General features: G+C 72.1%; 13 protein-coding genes. 6 read left to right on the forward strand and 7 right to left on the reverse strand.

Annotated elements, in window-relative coordinates; genetic code table 11:
- Positions 1-382 precede the first annotated feature (382 nt).
- From IF73_RS0115520 to IF73_RS0115530, 3 genes are read left to right on the forward strand one after another with little or no spacing between them, the layout of a single operon-like run.
- On the forward strand, positions 383-1,792 hold the full coding sequence (locus IF73_RS0115520) for a family 2B encapsulin nanocompartment shell protein (RefSeq protein ID WP_031007995.1): 1,410 nt from the start codon (positions 383-385) through the stop codon (positions 1,790-1,792).
- Between the two features lie 56 nt (positions 1,793-1,848).
- Positions 1,849-3,081 (forward strand): family 2 encapsulin nanocompartment cargo protein terpene cyclase, encoded by a 1,233-nt coding sequence (locus IF73_RS0115525; RefSeq protein ID WP_031007998.1) that lies wholly within the window; start codon positions 1,849-1,851, stop codon positions 3,079-3,081.
- 29 nt (positions 3,082-3,110) lie between these two features.
- Positions 3,111-3,989, forward strand: coding sequence for a geranyl diphosphate 2-C-methyltransferase (locus tag IF73_RS0115530; RefSeq protein ID WP_031008000.1), 879 nt, complete (start codon positions 3,111-3,113; stop codon positions 3,987-3,989).
- A 55-nt stretch (positions 3,990-4,044) separates the two neighbouring features.
- Here the strand turns inward: IF73_RS0115530 and IF73_RS0115535 are convergent, their stop codons facing one another.
- On the reverse strand, positions 4,045-4,947 hold the full coding sequence (locus IF73_RS0115535; protein ID WP_234338243.1) for a glycerophosphodiester phosphodiesterase family protein: 903 nt from the start codon (positions 4,945-4,947) through the stop codon (positions 4,045-4,047).
- Between the two features lie 156 nt (positions 4,948-5,103).
- Here IF73_RS0115535 and IF73_RS0115540 point away from each other — a divergent pair, with 156 nt between their 5' ends.
- Both IF73_RS0115540 and IF73_RS0115545 read left to right on the forward strand, forming a co-directional pair.
- Positions 5,104-5,832, forward strand: coding sequence for an IclR family transcriptional regulator (locus IF73_RS0115540; protein WP_051716814.1), 729 nt, complete (start codon positions 5,104-5,106; stop codon positions 5,830-5,832).
- 150 nt (positions 5,833-5,982) lie between these two features.
- The gene (locus tag IF73_RS0115545) at positions 5,983-6,453 is read left to right on the forward strand and encodes a hypothetical protein (protein ID WP_031008006.1); all 471 of its coding nucleotides are present in this window, start codon (positions 5,983-5,985) and stop codon (positions 6,451-6,453) included.
- A 64-nt stretch (positions 6,454-6,517) separates the two neighbouring features.
- Here the strand turns inward: IF73_RS0115545 and IF73_RS0115550 are convergent, their stop codons facing one another.
- The 4 genes from IF73_RS0115550 to IF73_RS0115565 all read right to left on the reverse strand — a co-directional run bounded on the left by IF73_RS0115550 (position 6,518) and on the right by IF73_RS0115565 (position 11,426).
- Positions 6,518-7,960 carry a GH1 family beta-glucosidase gene (locus tag IF73_RS0115550; protein ID WP_031008008.1) on the reverse strand — a complete coding sequence of 481 codons (1,443 nt, stop codon included), beginning with the start codon at positions 7,958-7,960 and terminating at the stop codon, positions 6,518-6,520.
- Between the two features lie 109 nt (positions 7,961-8,069).
- Positions 8,070-8,984, reverse strand: coding sequence for a carbohydrate ABC transporter permease (locus IF73_RS0115555; RefSeq protein ID WP_031008010.1), 915 nt, complete (start codon positions 8,982-8,984; stop codon positions 8,070-8,072).
- Positions 8,985-8,986: 2 nt separating this feature from the next.
- Entirely contained in the window at positions 8,987-9,997 is a 1,011-nt protein-coding gene (locus IF73_RS0115560; protein WP_031008012.1) for a carbohydrate ABC transporter permease, read from the reverse strand.
- A 91-nt stretch (positions 9,998-10,088) separates the two neighbouring features.
- The gene (locus IF73_RS0115565) at positions 10,089-11,426 is read right to left on the reverse strand and encodes an ABC transporter substrate-binding protein (RefSeq protein WP_031008014.1); all 1,338 of its coding nucleotides are present in this window, start codon (positions 11,424-11,426) and stop codon (positions 10,089-10,091) included.
- Between the two features lie 396 nt (positions 11,427-11,822).
- On the opposite strand from IF73_RS0115565, the gene IF73_RS0115570 reads away from it, so the two are divergent.
- Complete coding sequence (locus tag IF73_RS0115570; protein WP_051716816.1) at positions 11,823-12,869, forward strand: LacI family DNA-binding transcriptional regulator; 1,047 nt, start codon at positions 11,823-11,825, stop codon at positions 12,867-12,869.
- Positions 12,870-13,000: 131 nt separating this feature from the next.
- Here IF73_RS0115570 and IF73_RS0115575 read toward each other — a convergent pair whose 3' ends face one another.
- Positions 13,001-14,743, reverse strand: a complete 1,743-nt coding sequence (locus IF73_RS0115575; RefSeq protein ID WP_031008018.1) for a glycoside hydrolase family 6 protein — start codon at positions 14,741-14,743, stop codon at positions 13,001-13,003.
- A 45-nt stretch (positions 14,744-14,788) separates the two neighbouring features.
- Positions 14,789-15,871: glycoside hydrolase family 5 protein (locus IF73_RS0115580; protein WP_031008020.1), on the reverse strand; the 1,083-nt coding region annotated here is incomplete at its 5' end.

Raw genomic sequence — 15,871 nt, forward strand, 5'->3', positions numbered from 1 at the left:
CCGGGCCCGCGTTGACGCCTCCGGTTGACTTGTGTGACGAGAGGGGCGGGTTGTCAAGCACGGGGCCCTGGGGGCGGCGTGGCCGGAATGCGTGCCGTCCGATCGGGGTGCCGGCCCGGACCGCGACCCCGACCGGCCCACATACCGCCCGGCCTGCCGGAACCATGGCGGAAAGCCGACGCGGAAGCCGGTAAACCAGCCCCGAAACAAGATCACTGCATCGAGGTAATGCCCCTCGTCTCACCCCGCACGCCGTGCTGACGGGCCGTTACTGTTCCCCGGGTCTGGACGGATGGCCAGACGCCCTCCCTCCATTCCTCCTCGACGGGTCCGGCGTGTCGCCGTGCCCGGTCACCACCCTCGCTAAGGAGACCCCGGTCCGATGACCGTCGACACCAGCCCGGAAGCCCAGGCGGCACCCCCGCAGCAGTCCCTCAGCACCCATGCCGCGCGGAATCTCGCCTCCACCACCAAGTCCGCCCCGCAGATGCAGGAGATCACCTCCCGCTGGCTGCTGCGGATGCTCCCCTGGGTGGAGACCAAGGGCGGCGCCTACCGGGTCAACCGCCGGCTCAGCTACACCGTCGGCGACGGCCGGGTGGAGTTCGTCCAGGACGGCGCCACCGTCCGCGTCATCCCCCGCGAACTCGGCGAACTCGCCCTGCTCCGCGGCTTCGACGACATCGACGTGCTCACCGCGCTCGCCGACCGCTGCACCCAGCGCGACTTCTCCGCCGGCGACGTCATCGTCACCCGGGGCAACCCCGCCGGCGAGATCCACCTCCTCGCGCACGGCCGCATCGCCCAGACCTCCGAGGGCGCCTACGGCGACGACATCGCCGTCGCGGTGCTCGGCGACGGCGACCGCTTCGGCGAGAACGCGCTCCTCGACGCCGACGCCACCTGGGACTACACGGCCACCGCCGAGACCTCCGGCACCCTGCTCACCCTCTCCCGCGCGGACTTCGCCGCGGTGATGGCCAACTCCCCGGCGCTCCAGGCCCACATCGAGGAGTTCAGCACCCTCCCCGAGCAGGCGCAGAACAAGCACGGCGAGGCCGAGATCGCCATGTCCGCCGGCCACGTCGGCGAGGCCGTGCTCCCCGGCGCCTTCGTGGACTACGAGCTCAAGCCCCGCGAGTACGAGCTCTCCGTCGCGCAGACCGTCCTCAAGATCCACACCCGGGTCGCCGACCTCTACAACGGCCCGCACAACCAGACGGAGGAGCAGCTCCGCCTGACCATCGAGGCCCTGCGCGAGCGCCAGGAGCACGAGCTCGTCAACAACCGCGAGTTCGGCCTCCTGCACAACGCCGACTTCAAGCAGCGGATCCAGACCCACTCCGGCCCGCCCACCCCGGACGACATGGACGAGCTGCTCTGCCGCCGCCGGGGCACCAAGCTCTTCCTCGCCCACCCGCGCACCATCGCCGCCATCGGACGCGAGTTCAACGCCCGCGGCCTCTACCCGGACCACGTCGACCTCGGCGGCCAGTCCGTCCCCGCCTGGCGCGGCGTCCCGATCCTCCCCTGCAACAAGATCCCGATCAGCAAGGAGCAGACCAGCTCCATCATCGCCATGCGTACCGGCGAGGAGAACCAGGGCGTGATCGGCCTCCGCCAGACCGGCATCCCGGAGGAGTTCGAGCCCGGCCTCTCCGTCCGCTTCATGGGCATCAGCGAGCAGGCGATCATGTCGTACCTGGTCACCACCTACTACTCCGCCGCCGTCCTCGTCCCCGACGCCCTCGGCGTGATGGAGAACGTGCAGATCGCCCGCCGCCGCGACTGACGGCCCCGTCCGTCCCGGATCCGGGACGGACCATCCCACCCAGCAAGGAGCTACGGATGCCCGACCCCGGGCTCTCCCCCCTGCCGGCACACCTGCCCGCGGCGGCGGCCCGCCTCGGGGCCGACGTCCTCGCCCAGGCCCTCGCCGGCCCGGCCGCCGAGGCGCCCGCGCCGCAGGCCGCGCCCCGCTGGATCCCCGGCGGACCCAGCGGACTCGGCACGTCCAGCGTCTCGTTCGCCCGTCCGGCACCGCCCCCGGTGCCGGACGGGCCGCCGGACCCGGCCGCCGCCCCCGCCGCCCCGGCGGCGGAGGGCCGGCCCATCCCCGGCCTCTACCACCACCCCGTCCCGGACCCCGATCCGGTCCGGGTGGACGAGGTCAGCCGCCGGATCAAGGACTGGGCCGTCGACGAGGTCCAGCTCTACCCGGAGGAGTGGGAGGGCCAGTTCGACGGCTTCTCCGTCGGGCGCTACATGGTGGCCTGCCACCCCGACGCCCCGACCGTCGACCACCTCATGCTCGCCACCCGGCTCATGGTCGCGGAGAACGCCGTCGACGACTGCTACTGCGAGGACCACGGCGGTTCGCCCATCGGCCTCGGCGGGCGCCTGCTGATGGCGCACACCGCGCTCGACCCCGTGTACACCACCCCGGAGTACGCCCCGGCGTGGGCGGAGTCGCTCGGCTCGGACGCCCCCCGCCGCGCCTACCGCTCCGCCATGGAGTACTTCACCGCGGCCGCCTCGCCCTCCCAGGCCGACCGCTTCCGGCACGACATGGCCCGCCTCCACATGGGCTACCTCGCCGAAGCCGCCTGGGCCGAGACCGACCACATCCCCGAGGTGTGGGAGTACCTGGCGATGCGCCAGTTCAACAACTTCCGCCCCTGCCCCACCATCACCGATACCGTCGGCGGCTACGAGCTGCCGGCGGACCTGCACGCCAGGCCGGAGATGCAGCGGGTCATCGCCCTCGCGGGCAACGCGACGACGATCGTCAACGACCTGTACTCCTACACCAAGGAACTCTCCAGCCCCGGCGTCCACCTCAACCTTCCGGTGGTGCTCGCCCAGCGCGAGAAGCTCTCCGAACGCGACGCGTACCTCAAGGCGATCGAGGTCCACAACGACCTCATGCACGCCTTCGAGGCCGCCGCCGCCGAGGTGGCCGCCACCTTCGCCGTCCCGACCGTGCTGCGCTTCCTCAAGGGCGTCGCCACCTGGGTCGACGGCAACCACTACTGGCACCAGACCAACACGTTCCGCTACAGCCTGCCCGACTTCTGGTAATCGACTACCGGCGAGAAATGGATTTCCCTGTGACCACCGAGCTCACCACCACCGACGCCTCCCCGACCATCCCCGGCCCGGCGACGCCCTACCAGGGCGACATCGCCCGCTACTGGAACGCCGAGGCCCGGCCCGTGAACCTGCGCCTCGGTGACGTGGACGGCCTCTACCACCACCACTACGGCATCGGCGCCGTCGACCACGCCTCCCTCGGCACCCCCGAGGACAGCGAGTACGAGAAGAAGCTGATCAACGAGCTGCACCGGCTGGAGTCCGCCCAGACCGAGGTCCTCCTCGACCACCTCGGGCCGATCACCGCCGCCGACACCCTCGTCGACGCCGGCTGCGGCCGCGGCGGATCGAGCGTCATGGCCCACCAGCGCTTCGGCTGCCGGGTCGAGGGCGTCACCCTCTCCTCCACCCAGGCCGAGTTCGGCAACAAGCGCGCCCGCGAGCTGGGCATCGACGGCCACGTCCGCGCCCAGGTCTGCAACATGCTCGACACCCCGTTCGAGAAGGGCTCCATCGCCGCCTCCTGGAACAACGAGTCCAGCATGTACGTCGACCTCGACGACCTGATGGCCGAGCACTCCCGCTTCCTCAGGGTCGGCGGCCGCTACGTCACCATCACCGGCTGCTGGAACCCCAAGTACGGCCAGCCCTCCAAGTGGGTCTCCCAGATCAACGCCCACTTCGAGTGCAACATCCACTCGCGCCGCGAGTACCTGAAGGCGATGGCCGACAACCGCCTGGTGCCGCAGGCCGTGATCGACCTGACCCCCGACACGCTGCCCTACTGGGAGCTGCGCGCCACCTCGTCGCTGGTCACCGGCATCGAGGAGGCGTTCATCGAGTCGTACAAGGACGGCTCCTTCCAGTACGTGCTGATCGCCGCCGACCGCGTCTGATCCCCTGCGCGGCCGGTCACCGGGCCGGGCCCGTCCTCCACGACGGGCCCGGCCCTCAGCCGTCCGCCGACCGCGCCGCGTTCCAGCCGGCCAGCTCCGCGGGCCGGTCGGTGATCACCCCGTCCACGCCCAGCTCCGCCAGCGCCCGCCACCGCGCCGGGGCGTTCACCGTCCACACGTTCACCGCCACCCCGGCCGCGTGCAGCTCCGCCACCGCGCCCGGCCGGGCGGCGAGCCCCTTGTCCGACACGTGGTACGAGGCCAGGCCCAGGTCACGGGCGACCGCGACCGGATCCGCGTCGAGCCGGTCGCGCAGCAGCGCCCGCGGCAGCTCCGGCGCCAGCTGCGCGACGTACCGCAGCGACACCGCGTCGAAGCTCTGCACCAGCACCCGGTCCGCCATCCGCTGCCCGCGCACGTCCCGGACGATCCGCGCCACCTCCGCCTCCGAGTGCGGCCCCTTGATCTCCAGCAGCAGCCGGCCGCCGCGCTCCCGCAGATCCGCCAGCTGCGCGGCGAGCGTCGGCACCCGGGCGCCCGCGAACGACGGGGCGAACCAGGAACCCGCGTCCAGCGCGTCGAGCCGCTCCGAGGTCAGCGCGCGCACCGACCCCGTCCCGTCCGTCGTCCGGTCCACGGTCGCGTCGTGGATCACGTACGGCACCCCGTCCCGGCTCGGCCGGACGTCGTTCTCGATCCACTCCACGCCCGCCCGGCGCGCCACCTCGCCCGCGGCCAGCGTGTTCTCGGGCGCCGCCGAGGACGCGCCCCGGTGGGCGATCACCGTCAGGGTGGCGGCGGGCGCCGCTGTGGGTGCCGCGACGGGTGCGGGCGCGGCGGCGGGCTCGGGGGCGGGCGCGCCGGGGGGTGCCGCGGCGGGCGCGGGGGCGGCCACGAGCAGCGCGGCGAGCGCGGCGGCGGCGAGCGCGGCGCGGCGGCGGAGGCGTACGGGAGTCACGGCCGGTGATCCTAACCCGGGCCCGTCCGTCGCGGCGCGACGCACCGGCGCGGAACCCTTCGGTGATTCGTCCGGGTCTGCGGCATCGTGGGTGGGCGCCCGGAGCCGTGCCATGGGGGACACCGGCCGGGCCGAGAGACAGGGGGAACGCCACCCATGGACCACGGGACACGTCCGAGATCCGTCGACGTGGAGCGGAACGGGACGGCCGACCGGCCGGGGCGCGGCCGGGGGGTGCTCGAAGGGGCCTTCGCCCTCCTCGACGCGCTGCGCCGGTGCGGCGACGAGGCCGGCGTCACGGAGCTCGCCCTCGCCTGCGGGGTGCCCAAGGGCAGCGCGCACCGGCTGCTCGACCAGCTCGTCGCCGTCGGCGCGGTGGAACGGCGCGGCTCCCGCTACCGCGTCGGACCGCAGCTCTACCGCCTCGGGCAGGCGTGGGAGCCGCACCCGGGGCTCCGGCTCGCCGCCCGGCTGCCGGTACAGCGGCTGCGCGCCACGACCGGCGCCAGCGTCGTCCTCGCCGTGCTCCGCGAGGACCAGGCCCTCGTCGTCGCCTCCGCCCCGGGCGAGGTCGAGCCGCTGGTGCCGGTGCGGAACGGCACCGCGTTCCGGCTCGACACCGCCGCCGGCCACGCGCTGCGCGGACCGCTCGGGGGCGGGCCGGTCCTCGACCGGGAGGACGTGATGGACGGGGTGTGCTGCGCCGCCTTCCCCGTCCGGGGCCGGGACGGGCGGACCGTCGCCGCGCTCGCCGCGATGGTGCCGGCCGGGCGACGCCTCGACGCCCTCGGCGAGGCCGTCGCCGGCGCCGGGGCCGCCCTCGGCCGCGCCCTGTCCCGCGGCGTGCCGCGCCGCGCGGTCCCGCCCGCCGCGCTCGCCCCCTGAACCGGTCCGCCGCCAACCCTCCCCGGAGGCCGTTCCGTTGAGCGGAACGCGCGTAGATCCGGGCGGGGGAGGAGCGGCACAGTAAGGGGCGTGCCGGGGGAACGGCACGGAAGAGACACGAAGAACGCACACCTTCGGGGGAGACACACCATGCGCAGGAACCGCGTCGCACGCGCCGCCGCCACCGCCCTCCTCGGGCTCGGCAGCATCGCCGCCTTCGCCGGCACCGCCCAGGCCGAGCCGATCGACTACGTGCGGATCGAGCTGTACGAGCTCCACTGCCAGCAGCACAGCGAGGGCGACCACGACGAGGCGTACCTCAGGATCACCGACGCCAACGGCAACGCCGTCAAGGTCTGGCCGGGCAACGGCATCAGCTACCAGACGATGGGCGCCGGCTACGTCCGCTCCATGGCGGACGGCAACGGCAACGCCGCGCTGATCCTCGGCAAGGAGCAGGCCCGCACCCTGACCCTGTGGGACAAGGACACCTTCGGCGGCGACGACAAGCTCGGCTCCACCCTCGTCACCGGCAGCGAGGTCGGCGCCGAGACCCAGTGGCGGACCGTCGAGGGCTCCGGCGGCGTCTACGTCATCGGCTACCGGGTCGTCGACATCTGACGGAGCCTCACGAACGCCTGAGGGCCGTGCCGGTGACCCGGCACGGCCCTTCCTCGCGTCCGGCTCAGACCGCGTCGGGCGCGTGCAGCTCGCCCGAGCGGACCACGCCCGAGTACCAGCGGGCACTGGTCTTCGGGGTGCGCCGCAGGGTGTCGTAGTCGACGTGGACCATGCCGAACCGCTTCGCGTAGCCGTACGCCCACTCGAAGTTGTCCAGCAGCGACCACAGGTAGTAGCCGCGCACGTCGATGCCGTCGGCGATCGCCCGGTGCACCTCCGCCAGGTGCGCGTGCACGTAGGCGGTGCGCTCGGGGTCGTGCACCCCGCCGTCCTCGCCGACCACGTCCTCGTACGCGGCGCCGTTCTCGCTGATCACCAGCGGCAGGTCCGGGTACGCCTCCGAGGTCCGGCGCAGCAGGTCGTACAGGCCGGTCGGGTCCACCGGCCAGCCCATCGCCGTCCGCTCGCCGGGCGCGCGGTGGAAGGCGACCGAGTCGGCGCCCGGCCACGGCGAGTGGGCGCTGTCGCCGTGCCCGTCGTCCTGCGGCTTCTCCTCGCCCTCGGCGACGTGCGCCACCAGGGTGGGCGCGTAGTAGTTGATGGCGAGGAAGTCCAGCGGCTGGTTCGCCGTCGCCGTGTCGCCGGGCTGGACGAAGGACCAGTCGGTGAGGTGCCGGGTGTCGGCGATCAGGTCCTCCGGGTAGGCGCCCTCCAGCATCGGGCCCAGCCAGACCCGGTTGCCGACGGCGTCGATCCGGCGGGCCGCCTCCAGGTCCTCCGTGGAGGTGCTCCGCGCCCGCACCTCGTGCAGGTTGAGCGAGACCGCGATCTGACGGTCCGCCGGCAGCGAGGCGCGCAGCGCCTGGACGGCGAGGCCGTGGCCGAGGTTGAGGTGGTGGGCGGCGCGCAGCGCGGCGACCGGGTCGGTGCGGCCCGGGGCGTGCACGCCGGAGCCGTAGCCGAGGAAGGCGGTGCACCAGGGCTCGTTGAGGGTCGTCCACCGCTTCACCCGGTCGCCGACGGCGTCCGCGACGATCCCGGCGTACTCGGCGAACCGCTCGGCCGTGGCGCGCTCGGGCCAGCCGCCCGCGTCCTCCAGCTCCTGCGGCAGGTCCCAGTGGTAGAGGGTGAGGGCGGGCTCGATGCCGGCGGCGAGCAGCTCGTCCACCAGCGCCCGGTAGAAGTCCAGGCCCTTCTGGACGGCGGGGCCCCGGCCGGTGGGCTGGACCCGCGACCAGGAGACGGAGAACCGGTAGGCGTTCAGGCCCAGTTCGGCCATGAGGGCGACGTCGTCGCGGAACCGGTGGTAGTGGTCGACGGCCACGTCGCCGGTGTGGCCCTCGAAGACCTTGCCGGGGGTGTGCGAGAAGGTGTCCCAGATGGAGGGCGTACGACCGTCCTCGCGGGCCGCCCCCTCGATCTGGTAGGCGGCGGTGGCCGCGCCCCAGAGGAAGTCGGAGGGGAACTGGCGGACGGCGGTGAGCGGCCGGGTTTCGGACGCGGTCATAGGAGAGCGCTCCCAACGGGGGGTGAGGGACGGTCCGTTCGGGTCCGGCGACTGCGGCGGACCCGAACGGAGCCGAGGGGATTGCGGTACGGAGGAGGGGGCGGGCCGGTCAGCTCTTGACCGCGCCGGCGGTGATGCCGCCCACGATGTGCTTGCCCAGGAAGGCGAAGACCAGCAGCAGCGGCACGGTCGATATCAGCGCGCCGGTCAGCACGATCGCGTGGTCCACGGTGTGGTTGCCCGCGCCGAGTCCGGCGAGCGCGACCTGGAGGGTCGGGTTGCCGTCCGGGGTGAGCGCGATGAACGGCCAGAAGAAGTCGTTCCACGCCTGCACGAAGACGAGCATGCCGAGCACGGCCATGGCCGGCCTGGCCACCGGGAAGACCACGTGCCAGATGATCCGGAGGCTGTGCGCCCCGTCCATCCGGGCCGCCTCGACCAGTTCGACGGGCAGCGCCTCGACCAGGAACTGGCGCATGAAGAAGACGCCGAAGGCCGCGACGAGCGAGGGCAGCACCACGGACTGGAGCTGGTCGAACCAGCCGAGGTCGGTGATGATCTGGTACAGCGGGATGACGCTGAGCTGCGGCGGGATCGTCATCGTGGCGACCACCAGCGAGAGCAGCATGCCGCGGCCCTTGAAGGGCAGCTTGGCGAAGGCGAAGCCGGCGAGGGTGGAGAAGAGGACGGTGGACGCGGCCACCAGGCTCGCCACGACGGTGGTGTTGATCAGCGCCTCGCCCATGTCGACCTGGTCCCAGGCGAAGCTGAGGTTGTCGAGGAGACGGGAGCCGGGCAGCAGCGGCGCCGGCGCCTGGACGACCCGCTCGCCGGTGTGCGAGGCGGCGACCACGTTCCAGTACAGCGGGAACAGCGAGACGACCGTGGCGACGACCAGCAGGACGTAGGTGAGCGGTCCCGCGTGGTGCTGCCGGCCCGCCGTCTGGCGGAAGCGGCGGCGCGCCGGGCGCTCGCCGGGCGTCTTCGGCTCGACGGTCGGGGTGGTGTCGAGGGTGCGGGCCATGGTCAGTCCCCCAGCTTCTTGCGGTTGCGGCGGGAGACGAGCGCCTGGATGCCTCCGATGAGCAGCAGGAGCGCCAGCATGACCCAGGCGATCGCCGAGGCGGAGCCCAGCGCGCCGGTGATCCATCCCTTTTCGTACATCAGGAGGCTCAGCGTCTGGAACTGGTGGCCGCTGCCGCCGCTGATGCCGACGCTGCCGCCGAAGAGCATCGGCTCGCCGAAGAGCTGGGTGGCGCCGATGGTGGAGACGATGATCGTGAAGAAGATCGTCGGCCGGATGGAGGGGATGGTGACGCTGATGAACTGGCGCCAGCGGGAGGCGCCGTCGAGCGAGGCGGCCTCGTAGAGGTCCTGCGGCACGGCCTGCATGGCGGCGAGGTAGATCAGCGCGTTGTAGCCGGTCCAGCGCCAGGTGACGATCACGGAGATCGCGATCTGCGCCGGCCACTTGGAGTTGTTCCAGTCGATCGGCCCGATCCCGACCCAGTCGAGGATGCTGTTGATCATCCCGTAGTCGGTGTTGAACAGCTGGGCGAAGACCAGCGTCGCCGCCGCGATCGAGGTGGCGTACGGGGCGAGGATGGCGACCCGGAAGAAGCCGCGGCCGCGGAGCTTGTAGTTCAGCAGGTGGGCGAGGCCGAGGGCCATCAGCAGCTGCGGGACGGTGGAGATGACACCGATGGTGAAGGTGTTGAACAGCGCGTTCCAGAAGAACTCGCTGGTGGCGAGGTCGGTGTAGTTCTCCAGGCCCTTCCACTCGGCGGTGCCGCCGAGCTCGACCCGGTTGAGCGAGAGGTAGCCGGTGTAGATCAGCGGGAAGAGGCCGAAGGCGGCGAAGGTGAGGAAGAAGGGGGCGATGAAGACGTACGGGATCGCCTTGACGTCCCAGCGGTAGAGGGTGCTGCGCCAGCCTCCGGGGCCGGAGCGGCGGCGCCGGCCGCGGGGGGCGGGCGGGGAGGGCGGTGCGGCGGACGGCGGGGTGCCGCCCTGCTCCGCCCGTACGGAGGTGGCCACGGGTGGCGTCCTTCCAGGTCGATGCGTGCGGTGGTGCGGACGGTGCCGGCCCGCCGCCCGTCGGTGGCGGCGGGCCGGCACACGGTCCCCGCTACTGGTCGATCTTGTCCTCGACCAGCTTCTTGACGTTGTCCCACGCCTTGGCCGGGTCGGTGCCCCGCTGCTCGATGTCGAGGATGCCGTTGTCGGTGAGGAAGGTCTTCACCTGGCCGTCCCAGCGGCTGATCGCGGCGGGCTGGATGCCGGCCGCCGCCGAGGAGAAGATCTTGCCGACCGGGGTGTCGCCGAAGTACGGCAGCTTGGCGTTCTGCACCGTGGACGAGAGGAGCGTGTCCTTGGTGGACGGGATGTTGCCGTTCACCGCGAAGACCTTGGCGTGCTGCTCGGGGGCGGTCAGCCAGGCGGCCAGCTCGGCGGCCTCCTTGGCGTGCTTGCTCGCCTTGGGCACGGCGAGGAAGGAGCCGCCCCAGTTGCCTGCGACCGGCGGCGCGGCGATGTCCCACTTGCCCTGGTTGGCGGGGCCGGCCTGGTCCTTGATGATGCCGGTCATCCAGGACGGGCAGGCGACGGTGGCGAACTTGGAGTTCTTGAAGGCCGCGTTCCAGGTGCCCTTCTCGTCGAACTGGCGCAGCTTGGCGGTGAGTCCGCCCTCGGCCGCCTTCACGCCGAGCTCCCACGCCTTCTTCACGCCGGGGCTGTTCTCCCAGTCGAGCTTGCCGCTGGAGTCGGCGTACTGGACCGGGTCGCTGGAGAGCACCGCGTTGAAGAGACCGCTCGCGGAGTCGTGGAAGGCGGTGCCGGCGGGTGCGTTCTTCTTGTACGTCTCGCCGACGGTGAGGAACTTCGACCAGTCGCCGCTCCACAGCTTGCCGACCTCTTCGCGGTCGGTGGGCAGCTTGGCCTTGCCGAAGAGCTCCTTGTTGTAGCAGACGGCCATCGGACCGATGTCGGTGCCGAGGGCGATGACCTTGCCGTCGCCGGTGGTGGCCTGCTTGACCTTCCAGTCGAGGTACTTGGAGGTGTCGGCGCCGCCCTCCTTGCCCAGGTCGACCCACTTGGAGGCCATGCTCTCGCCGGTGGCCTCGGCGATGTAGCCGACCTCGATCGCCTGGATGTCGGCGACGCCGCTGTTCTGGGAGAGGCGCAGCTTCAGGGTGTCCCAGTACTTCTGACCGTCGGAGACGTTCGACTCCTCGATCTTGATGTTCGGGTGGAGCCGCTCGTACTCGGCGTAGAGCTTCGCGCCGGTCTTGTTGTCGTAGCCGAACGAGCCGAAGGTGCCGACCCGCAGCGTGATCTTGCCGCCGTCCTTCCCGCCCTCGTCGTCCGTGTCGCTTCCGCAACCGGTGAGCAGGACCGTGCCGGTCACCACTGCGGCGACCGCCGCGGCGGCCGTGCGGCGTCCGCGTCTGCTGCTGGAAGTGCGCATTCCACTCTCCTCGTCCAAGGTGGTGCTCGTTGTGCGCCAAGAGGTCCGGTCGGCTGCTCGCGGCTCGGCGGGCCCTGACGGGACCTGATGCAGGCTGTGCCGGCTCCCCTGATGGGAGCGCTCCCACGTCGTTGCCGGAAGGTTGCCGCCGGGGGGGTGGGGGTGTCAAGACATGAACGCGGATTCGTTACCGGAAGGTGTTCGGCGGGTTTCGCGCCGCCAGGACGCGGGTCTTCACGTCATCTCCTGAACGCGCGCGTGGCGCGGCGGGAGCGCCGTGCTCTAGGGTGGGAGCGCTCCCATCCCGGTGCGGCCCCCACGGGCCCCGTTTCCACCGGCACGGCCGCTCCGCCCGCCGGAGGGGTCCGCCCCGCCGAGGCCCTGGTGAGCGGCGCGATGTCCGACGAGGGGAGTACGGCGACGGTGAACGGACGGCAGAACAGCAGACCCACCCTGGAACAGGTCGCGGCCCGCGCCGGGGTCGGCCGGGGCACCGTCTCGCGGGTCATCAACGGCTCCCCGCGGGTGAGCGAGCAGACCCGCGCGGCCGTGGCGCGGGCCGTCGCCGAACTCGGCTACGTACCCAACCAGGCCGCCCGCGCGCTCGCCGGCAGCCGCACGGACGCCGTCGCCCTCGTCATCCCCGAGGCCGAGGCGCGGCTCTTCGCCGAGCCCTACTTCCTCGACCTCATCCGCGGCGTCAGCGCCGAACTGGCCGAGGCCGACAAGCAGCTGCTGCTGACCCTGGTGCGCAGCGAGCAGGAGCGCCAGCGCTTCGAGCAGTACCTCGCCGCCCAGCGCGTCGACGGCGTGCTCCTGGCCTCCGTCCACGGCGACGACCCGCTGCCCGACCGCATCCGCGAGCTCGGCATCCCGGTCGTCATGAACGGCCGCCGCTCGGAGGCCGAGCCCGTCCCGTACGTCGACTCCGACAACATCGGCGCGGGCCGCGCCGCCGTCGCCCACCTGGTGGGCCGCGGCAGGCAGCGCATCGCCACCGTCACCGGCCCGCTGGACATGTACGTCGCCCGGGCCCGTCTCGGCGGCTACCGCGCCGGCCTCGCCGAGGCGGGCCACGCCCCCGACGAGGGCCTGGTCGCGCCCGGCGACTTCACCGAGGCGGGCGGCCGCGCGGCCATGCGCGAACTCCTCGCCCGCCGCCCCGACCTGGACGCGGTCTTCGTCGCCTCCGACGTGATGGCCGCCGGCGCCCGCGGCGCCCTGCGCGAGGCGGGCCGCCGCATCCCCGAGGACGTGGCCCTCGTCGGCGTCGACGACTCCCCGGTGGCCCGTCTGATGGACCCGCCCCTGACGAGCGTCCGCCAGCCCACGGAACGCATGGGCCGCACGATGGCCCGGATGCTCCTCCACGCCGTCGCGGGCACCCCGGAGGACCCGCGCCGCGTCTTCCCGACGGAGCTGGTGGTCCGGGGGTCCTGCTGAGCCCCTGCCGGGCGGCTGGACCCCGGCGACGACGGAACGGCCGGACGGGACCCTGGGGGTCTCGTCCGGCCGTCTCCGTGGACTCCGGGTCCCGCGCCCGGTCCGCCGGGTCCGGGCGCGGGGTGGAAGGGTTACAGCGCCGGGTGCGCGTTCTTCATGAGCTCCTGGAACTGGGCCGAGAACCACTGGCCCGACAGCGGCGCGTCGGGGAGCGCGCCGGACATGCTGTTGCCGTTACGGGCGTTGCCCGTGTAGGTCGGGTCGCACATGCGGTCGAAGCCCTTGCCCTCGGTGTTCGGGATCTCCTTCGACGCGCCGTCGGACTCGCCCGGGGGCTTCATCCAGACGTACGCGTCGATGCCGGCGGCCGGGGCCGCCTGGGGACGCTCGCCGAGACCCGCCCCGGACTGGTTGCACCAGTTGCCGAGGTGGATGCGGCGGTCGTACCGGCCGCCGTTGACGTAGGTGTCGACGCTGGTCAGGGCGCCCGGGCCGGTGGGCCGGGCGGTGCCGCCCCAGCCGTTGCGGGAGGTGTCGATCAGCATGCCGAGCTTGCTGTCGAAGCCGAGCGAGACCAGCTTGTCGCGCATCGCCTGGGCGTAGGACAGCTCGTCGGTGTACTGGTTCCAGTCGATCCACTTCGACGTGCGCACGGAGGTGCCGTTGACGCTGTCGGTGATCTTGAAGTGGTCCTCCTTCAGCGCGCTGTAGTTGGCGGTGTTCACGATGAAGCCGTGGACGTTGGCGACGGTCGAGCCCTCGGCGGTCGCGGCCTGCTTGAACAGCTCCGCGGAGGGGCCGAAGTTGGAGTCCCAGCCGAGCCAGCCGTGGTGTCCGGCGTCGACGTAGTTGTAGACGTTCGGGATCGCGCCGAGCTTGTTGAGCGCGTAGCCGACGCCCTTGATGTAGTTGCCGTTCTCCTTCATGACGTTGCAGTTGGCGGTCTCGGTCGGACGGCCGGCCACGTTCGTCACGAGGTTGGGGAGGGAGTCGATCTCGACCGTCGTGACGATGCGCAGGCCCGCGTACTTCGGGTCCGCGAGGATCGCCGCGATCGGGTCGATGTACTGCGTCTTGTACTTGTCGATCTCCGTCGGGCCCAGCTCGCCGTTGGAGGCGAGCGCGGCACAGTCACGGCCCGGCAGGTTGTAGATGACCAGCTGGACGACCAGCTCGCCGGAGCCCTTCTGCACCAGCGCCTCGTCGAGGTGGGCGCGCAGGCCCCGGGCGCCGGGCGTGCCGTTGATGGCGGCGATGCGGTCCAGCCAGACGCCGGTGGGCTGGTTGGAGATCCTGCTGCCGCCCGGCTCGGCCTCGGCCTTGGCGCGCCAGTCGGGGTTCACGTACACCTTGGCCCCGGCGTACGGGTTGTCCGCCTTCGAGCCGGCCGGCGGGGTGGTCGGCGGCGTCGTGGGCGGGGTGGTGGGCGGCGTCGTCGGCGGGTCCGTCGGCTGCGTCGTGGTGTTGCAGGTGACGCCGTTCAGCTTGAAGGTGGCCGGCACGGCGTTGGTCCCGCTGTAGGAGCCGTTGAAGCCGAAGGAGGTCGAACCGCCGGTCGCCAGCGTGCCGTTGTACGACAGGCTCTTGGCGGTGACGGCCGCGCCGGACTGGGTGATGGTGGCGTTCCAGCCCTGGGTGACCTGCTGGTTGCCGCCGTAGCTCCACTCCAGCGTCCAGGAGGTCACCGGGTCGCCGGTGTTGGTGACCGCGACGTTGGCGCCGAAGCCGGTGTTCCACTGGTTGGTGATGGTGTAGTCGACCTTGCAGCCGGGGGTGGCGGCGCCGGCGGTGGCGCCGAAGACCGTGGCGGTGGCTCCGGTCGCGGTGATGAGGCCGAGGGCCGCCAGGAGGGCGGTACGGCTGGTGCGGCTCATGGGGGTGGGGGTTCCTTTCGGGTGATGGCGGTTTTCAACGGGAGGTCACGGGTTGAGCGCGCGCAGGTGGTCGCGCAGCCCGATGCCGAACGCGGTGGGTGTGCCGTCGTACGAACTGATCAGCGCGGGACCGGAGCTGCAGTTCCAGGTGTTCCAGGTCCAGCCCAGGTACGAGAGCCCGCGGTCGTCGAACCACTTCATGACGCGGTCGATGAACGCGTGTCCGCAGGTGTTCTCGCCGATCTCGCCCGCCAGCAGGGGGACCTGCGCGGCGACGGGGGCGAGGGTGTCGTTCCAGCACGTCTCGGTGGAGCAGGTGTTGAAGTTGTAGACGTGCCAGGCGGCGGCCAGATTCGCCGCCGGATCCGTGGGGCGGTACGTCAGCCACTGGCTGAGGTCGTTGGAGTACGCGAGGCCCGGGACGAGGATCAGGTTCTTCGCCCCCGTGGCGCGGACCGCGTCCACCAGGTCCTGCATGCCGGCGACCTCGTACCCGATGCCGGGGCAGGAGCCGCCGTCGCGCCAGCAGGTCCACGCCTGGGTCGCGGTGGAGGTCGCCCGGTCCGGGTAGGGCTCGTTGAAGAGGTCGAAGACGACCCGCTTGTCGTTCTTGAAGGTGTCGGCCACCGAGGTCCAGAACGCCGGGGTGTACTGGGCGTTCGGCATCGGCTTCTGGCAGGAGGCGTGCACGTCGGCGCAGCCGGAGGAGTTGCCGGTGTACTGGCCGTGGCTCCAGTGCAGTTCGACCACCGGCGTCATGCCGTGGGCCAGCACCCTGGCCACCAGGTCCTTGACGGCGTTCACGTAGTTGGCGCCCCGGTACTCGGGCTTGATGTTGTCCAGGCCGAGCCAGCACTCCTCGTTGAGGGGAATGCGGACCGTGTTGGCCTTCCAGTCGGCGATCGCCTTCACGGAGGCGTCGTCGGCCGGGCCGTCCCAGATGCCGTAGCCCTGGACGCACATGAACTCGCCGCCGGAGCGGTTGACGCCGAGCAGCCGGCGGACCGCGCCGTTCTGGTCGGTGAACTTGTTGCCGGTGACGGAGAGTTCGGGCGCGCCGGAGACGGGCGTCGGCGGCGGGGAGGTGGGCGGGGTGGTCGGGGGAGTGGTCGGGGGAGTGGTCGGGGG

The sequence above is a fragment of the Streptomyces sp. NRRL F-5727 genome (assembly GCF_000719555.1).
Taxonomy (GTDB): Bacteria; Actinomycetota; Actinomycetes; order Streptomycetales; family Streptomycetaceae; genus Streptomyces.

Excerpts from the sequence above, each read along its gene's own strand:
- IF73_RS0115520 (WP_031007995.1), top strand. The coding sequence starts at position 383 with ATGACCGTCGACACCAGCCCGGAAGCCCAGGCGGCACCCCCGCAGCAG.
- IF73_RS0115525 (WP_031007998.1), top strand. The coding sequence starts at position 1,849 with ATGCCCGACCCCGGGCTCTCCCCCCTGCCGGCACACCTGCCCGCGGCG.
- IF73_RS0115540 (WP_051716814.1), top strand. The coding sequence starts at position 5,104 with ATGGACCACGGGACACGTCCGAGATCCGTCGACGTGGAGCGGAACGGG.
- IF73_RS0115545 (WP_031008006.1), top strand. The coding sequence starts at position 5,983 with ATGCGCAGGAACCGCGTCGCACGCGCCGCCGCCACCGCCCTCCTCGGG.
- IF73_RS0115550 (WP_031008008.1), bottom strand. The coding sequence starts at position 7,960 with ATGACCGCGTCCGAAACCCGGCCGCTCACCGCCGTCCGCCAGTTCCCC.
- IF73_RS0115555 (WP_031008010.1), bottom strand. The coding sequence starts at position 8,984 with ATGGCCCGCACCCTCGACACCACCCCGACCGTCGAGCCGAAGACGCCC.
- IF73_RS0115565 (WP_031008014.1), bottom strand. The coding sequence starts at position 11,426 with ATGCGCACTTCCAGCAGCAGACGCGGACGCCGCACGGCCGCCGCGGCG.
- IF73_RS0115570 (WP_051716816.1), top strand. The coding sequence starts at position 11,823 with ATGTCCGACGAGGGGAGTACGGCGACGGTGAACGGACGGCAGAACAGC.
- IF73_RS0115575 (WP_031008018.1), bottom strand. The coding sequence starts at position 14,743 with ATGAGCCGCACCAGCCGTACCGCCCTCCTGGCGGCCCTCGGCCTCATC.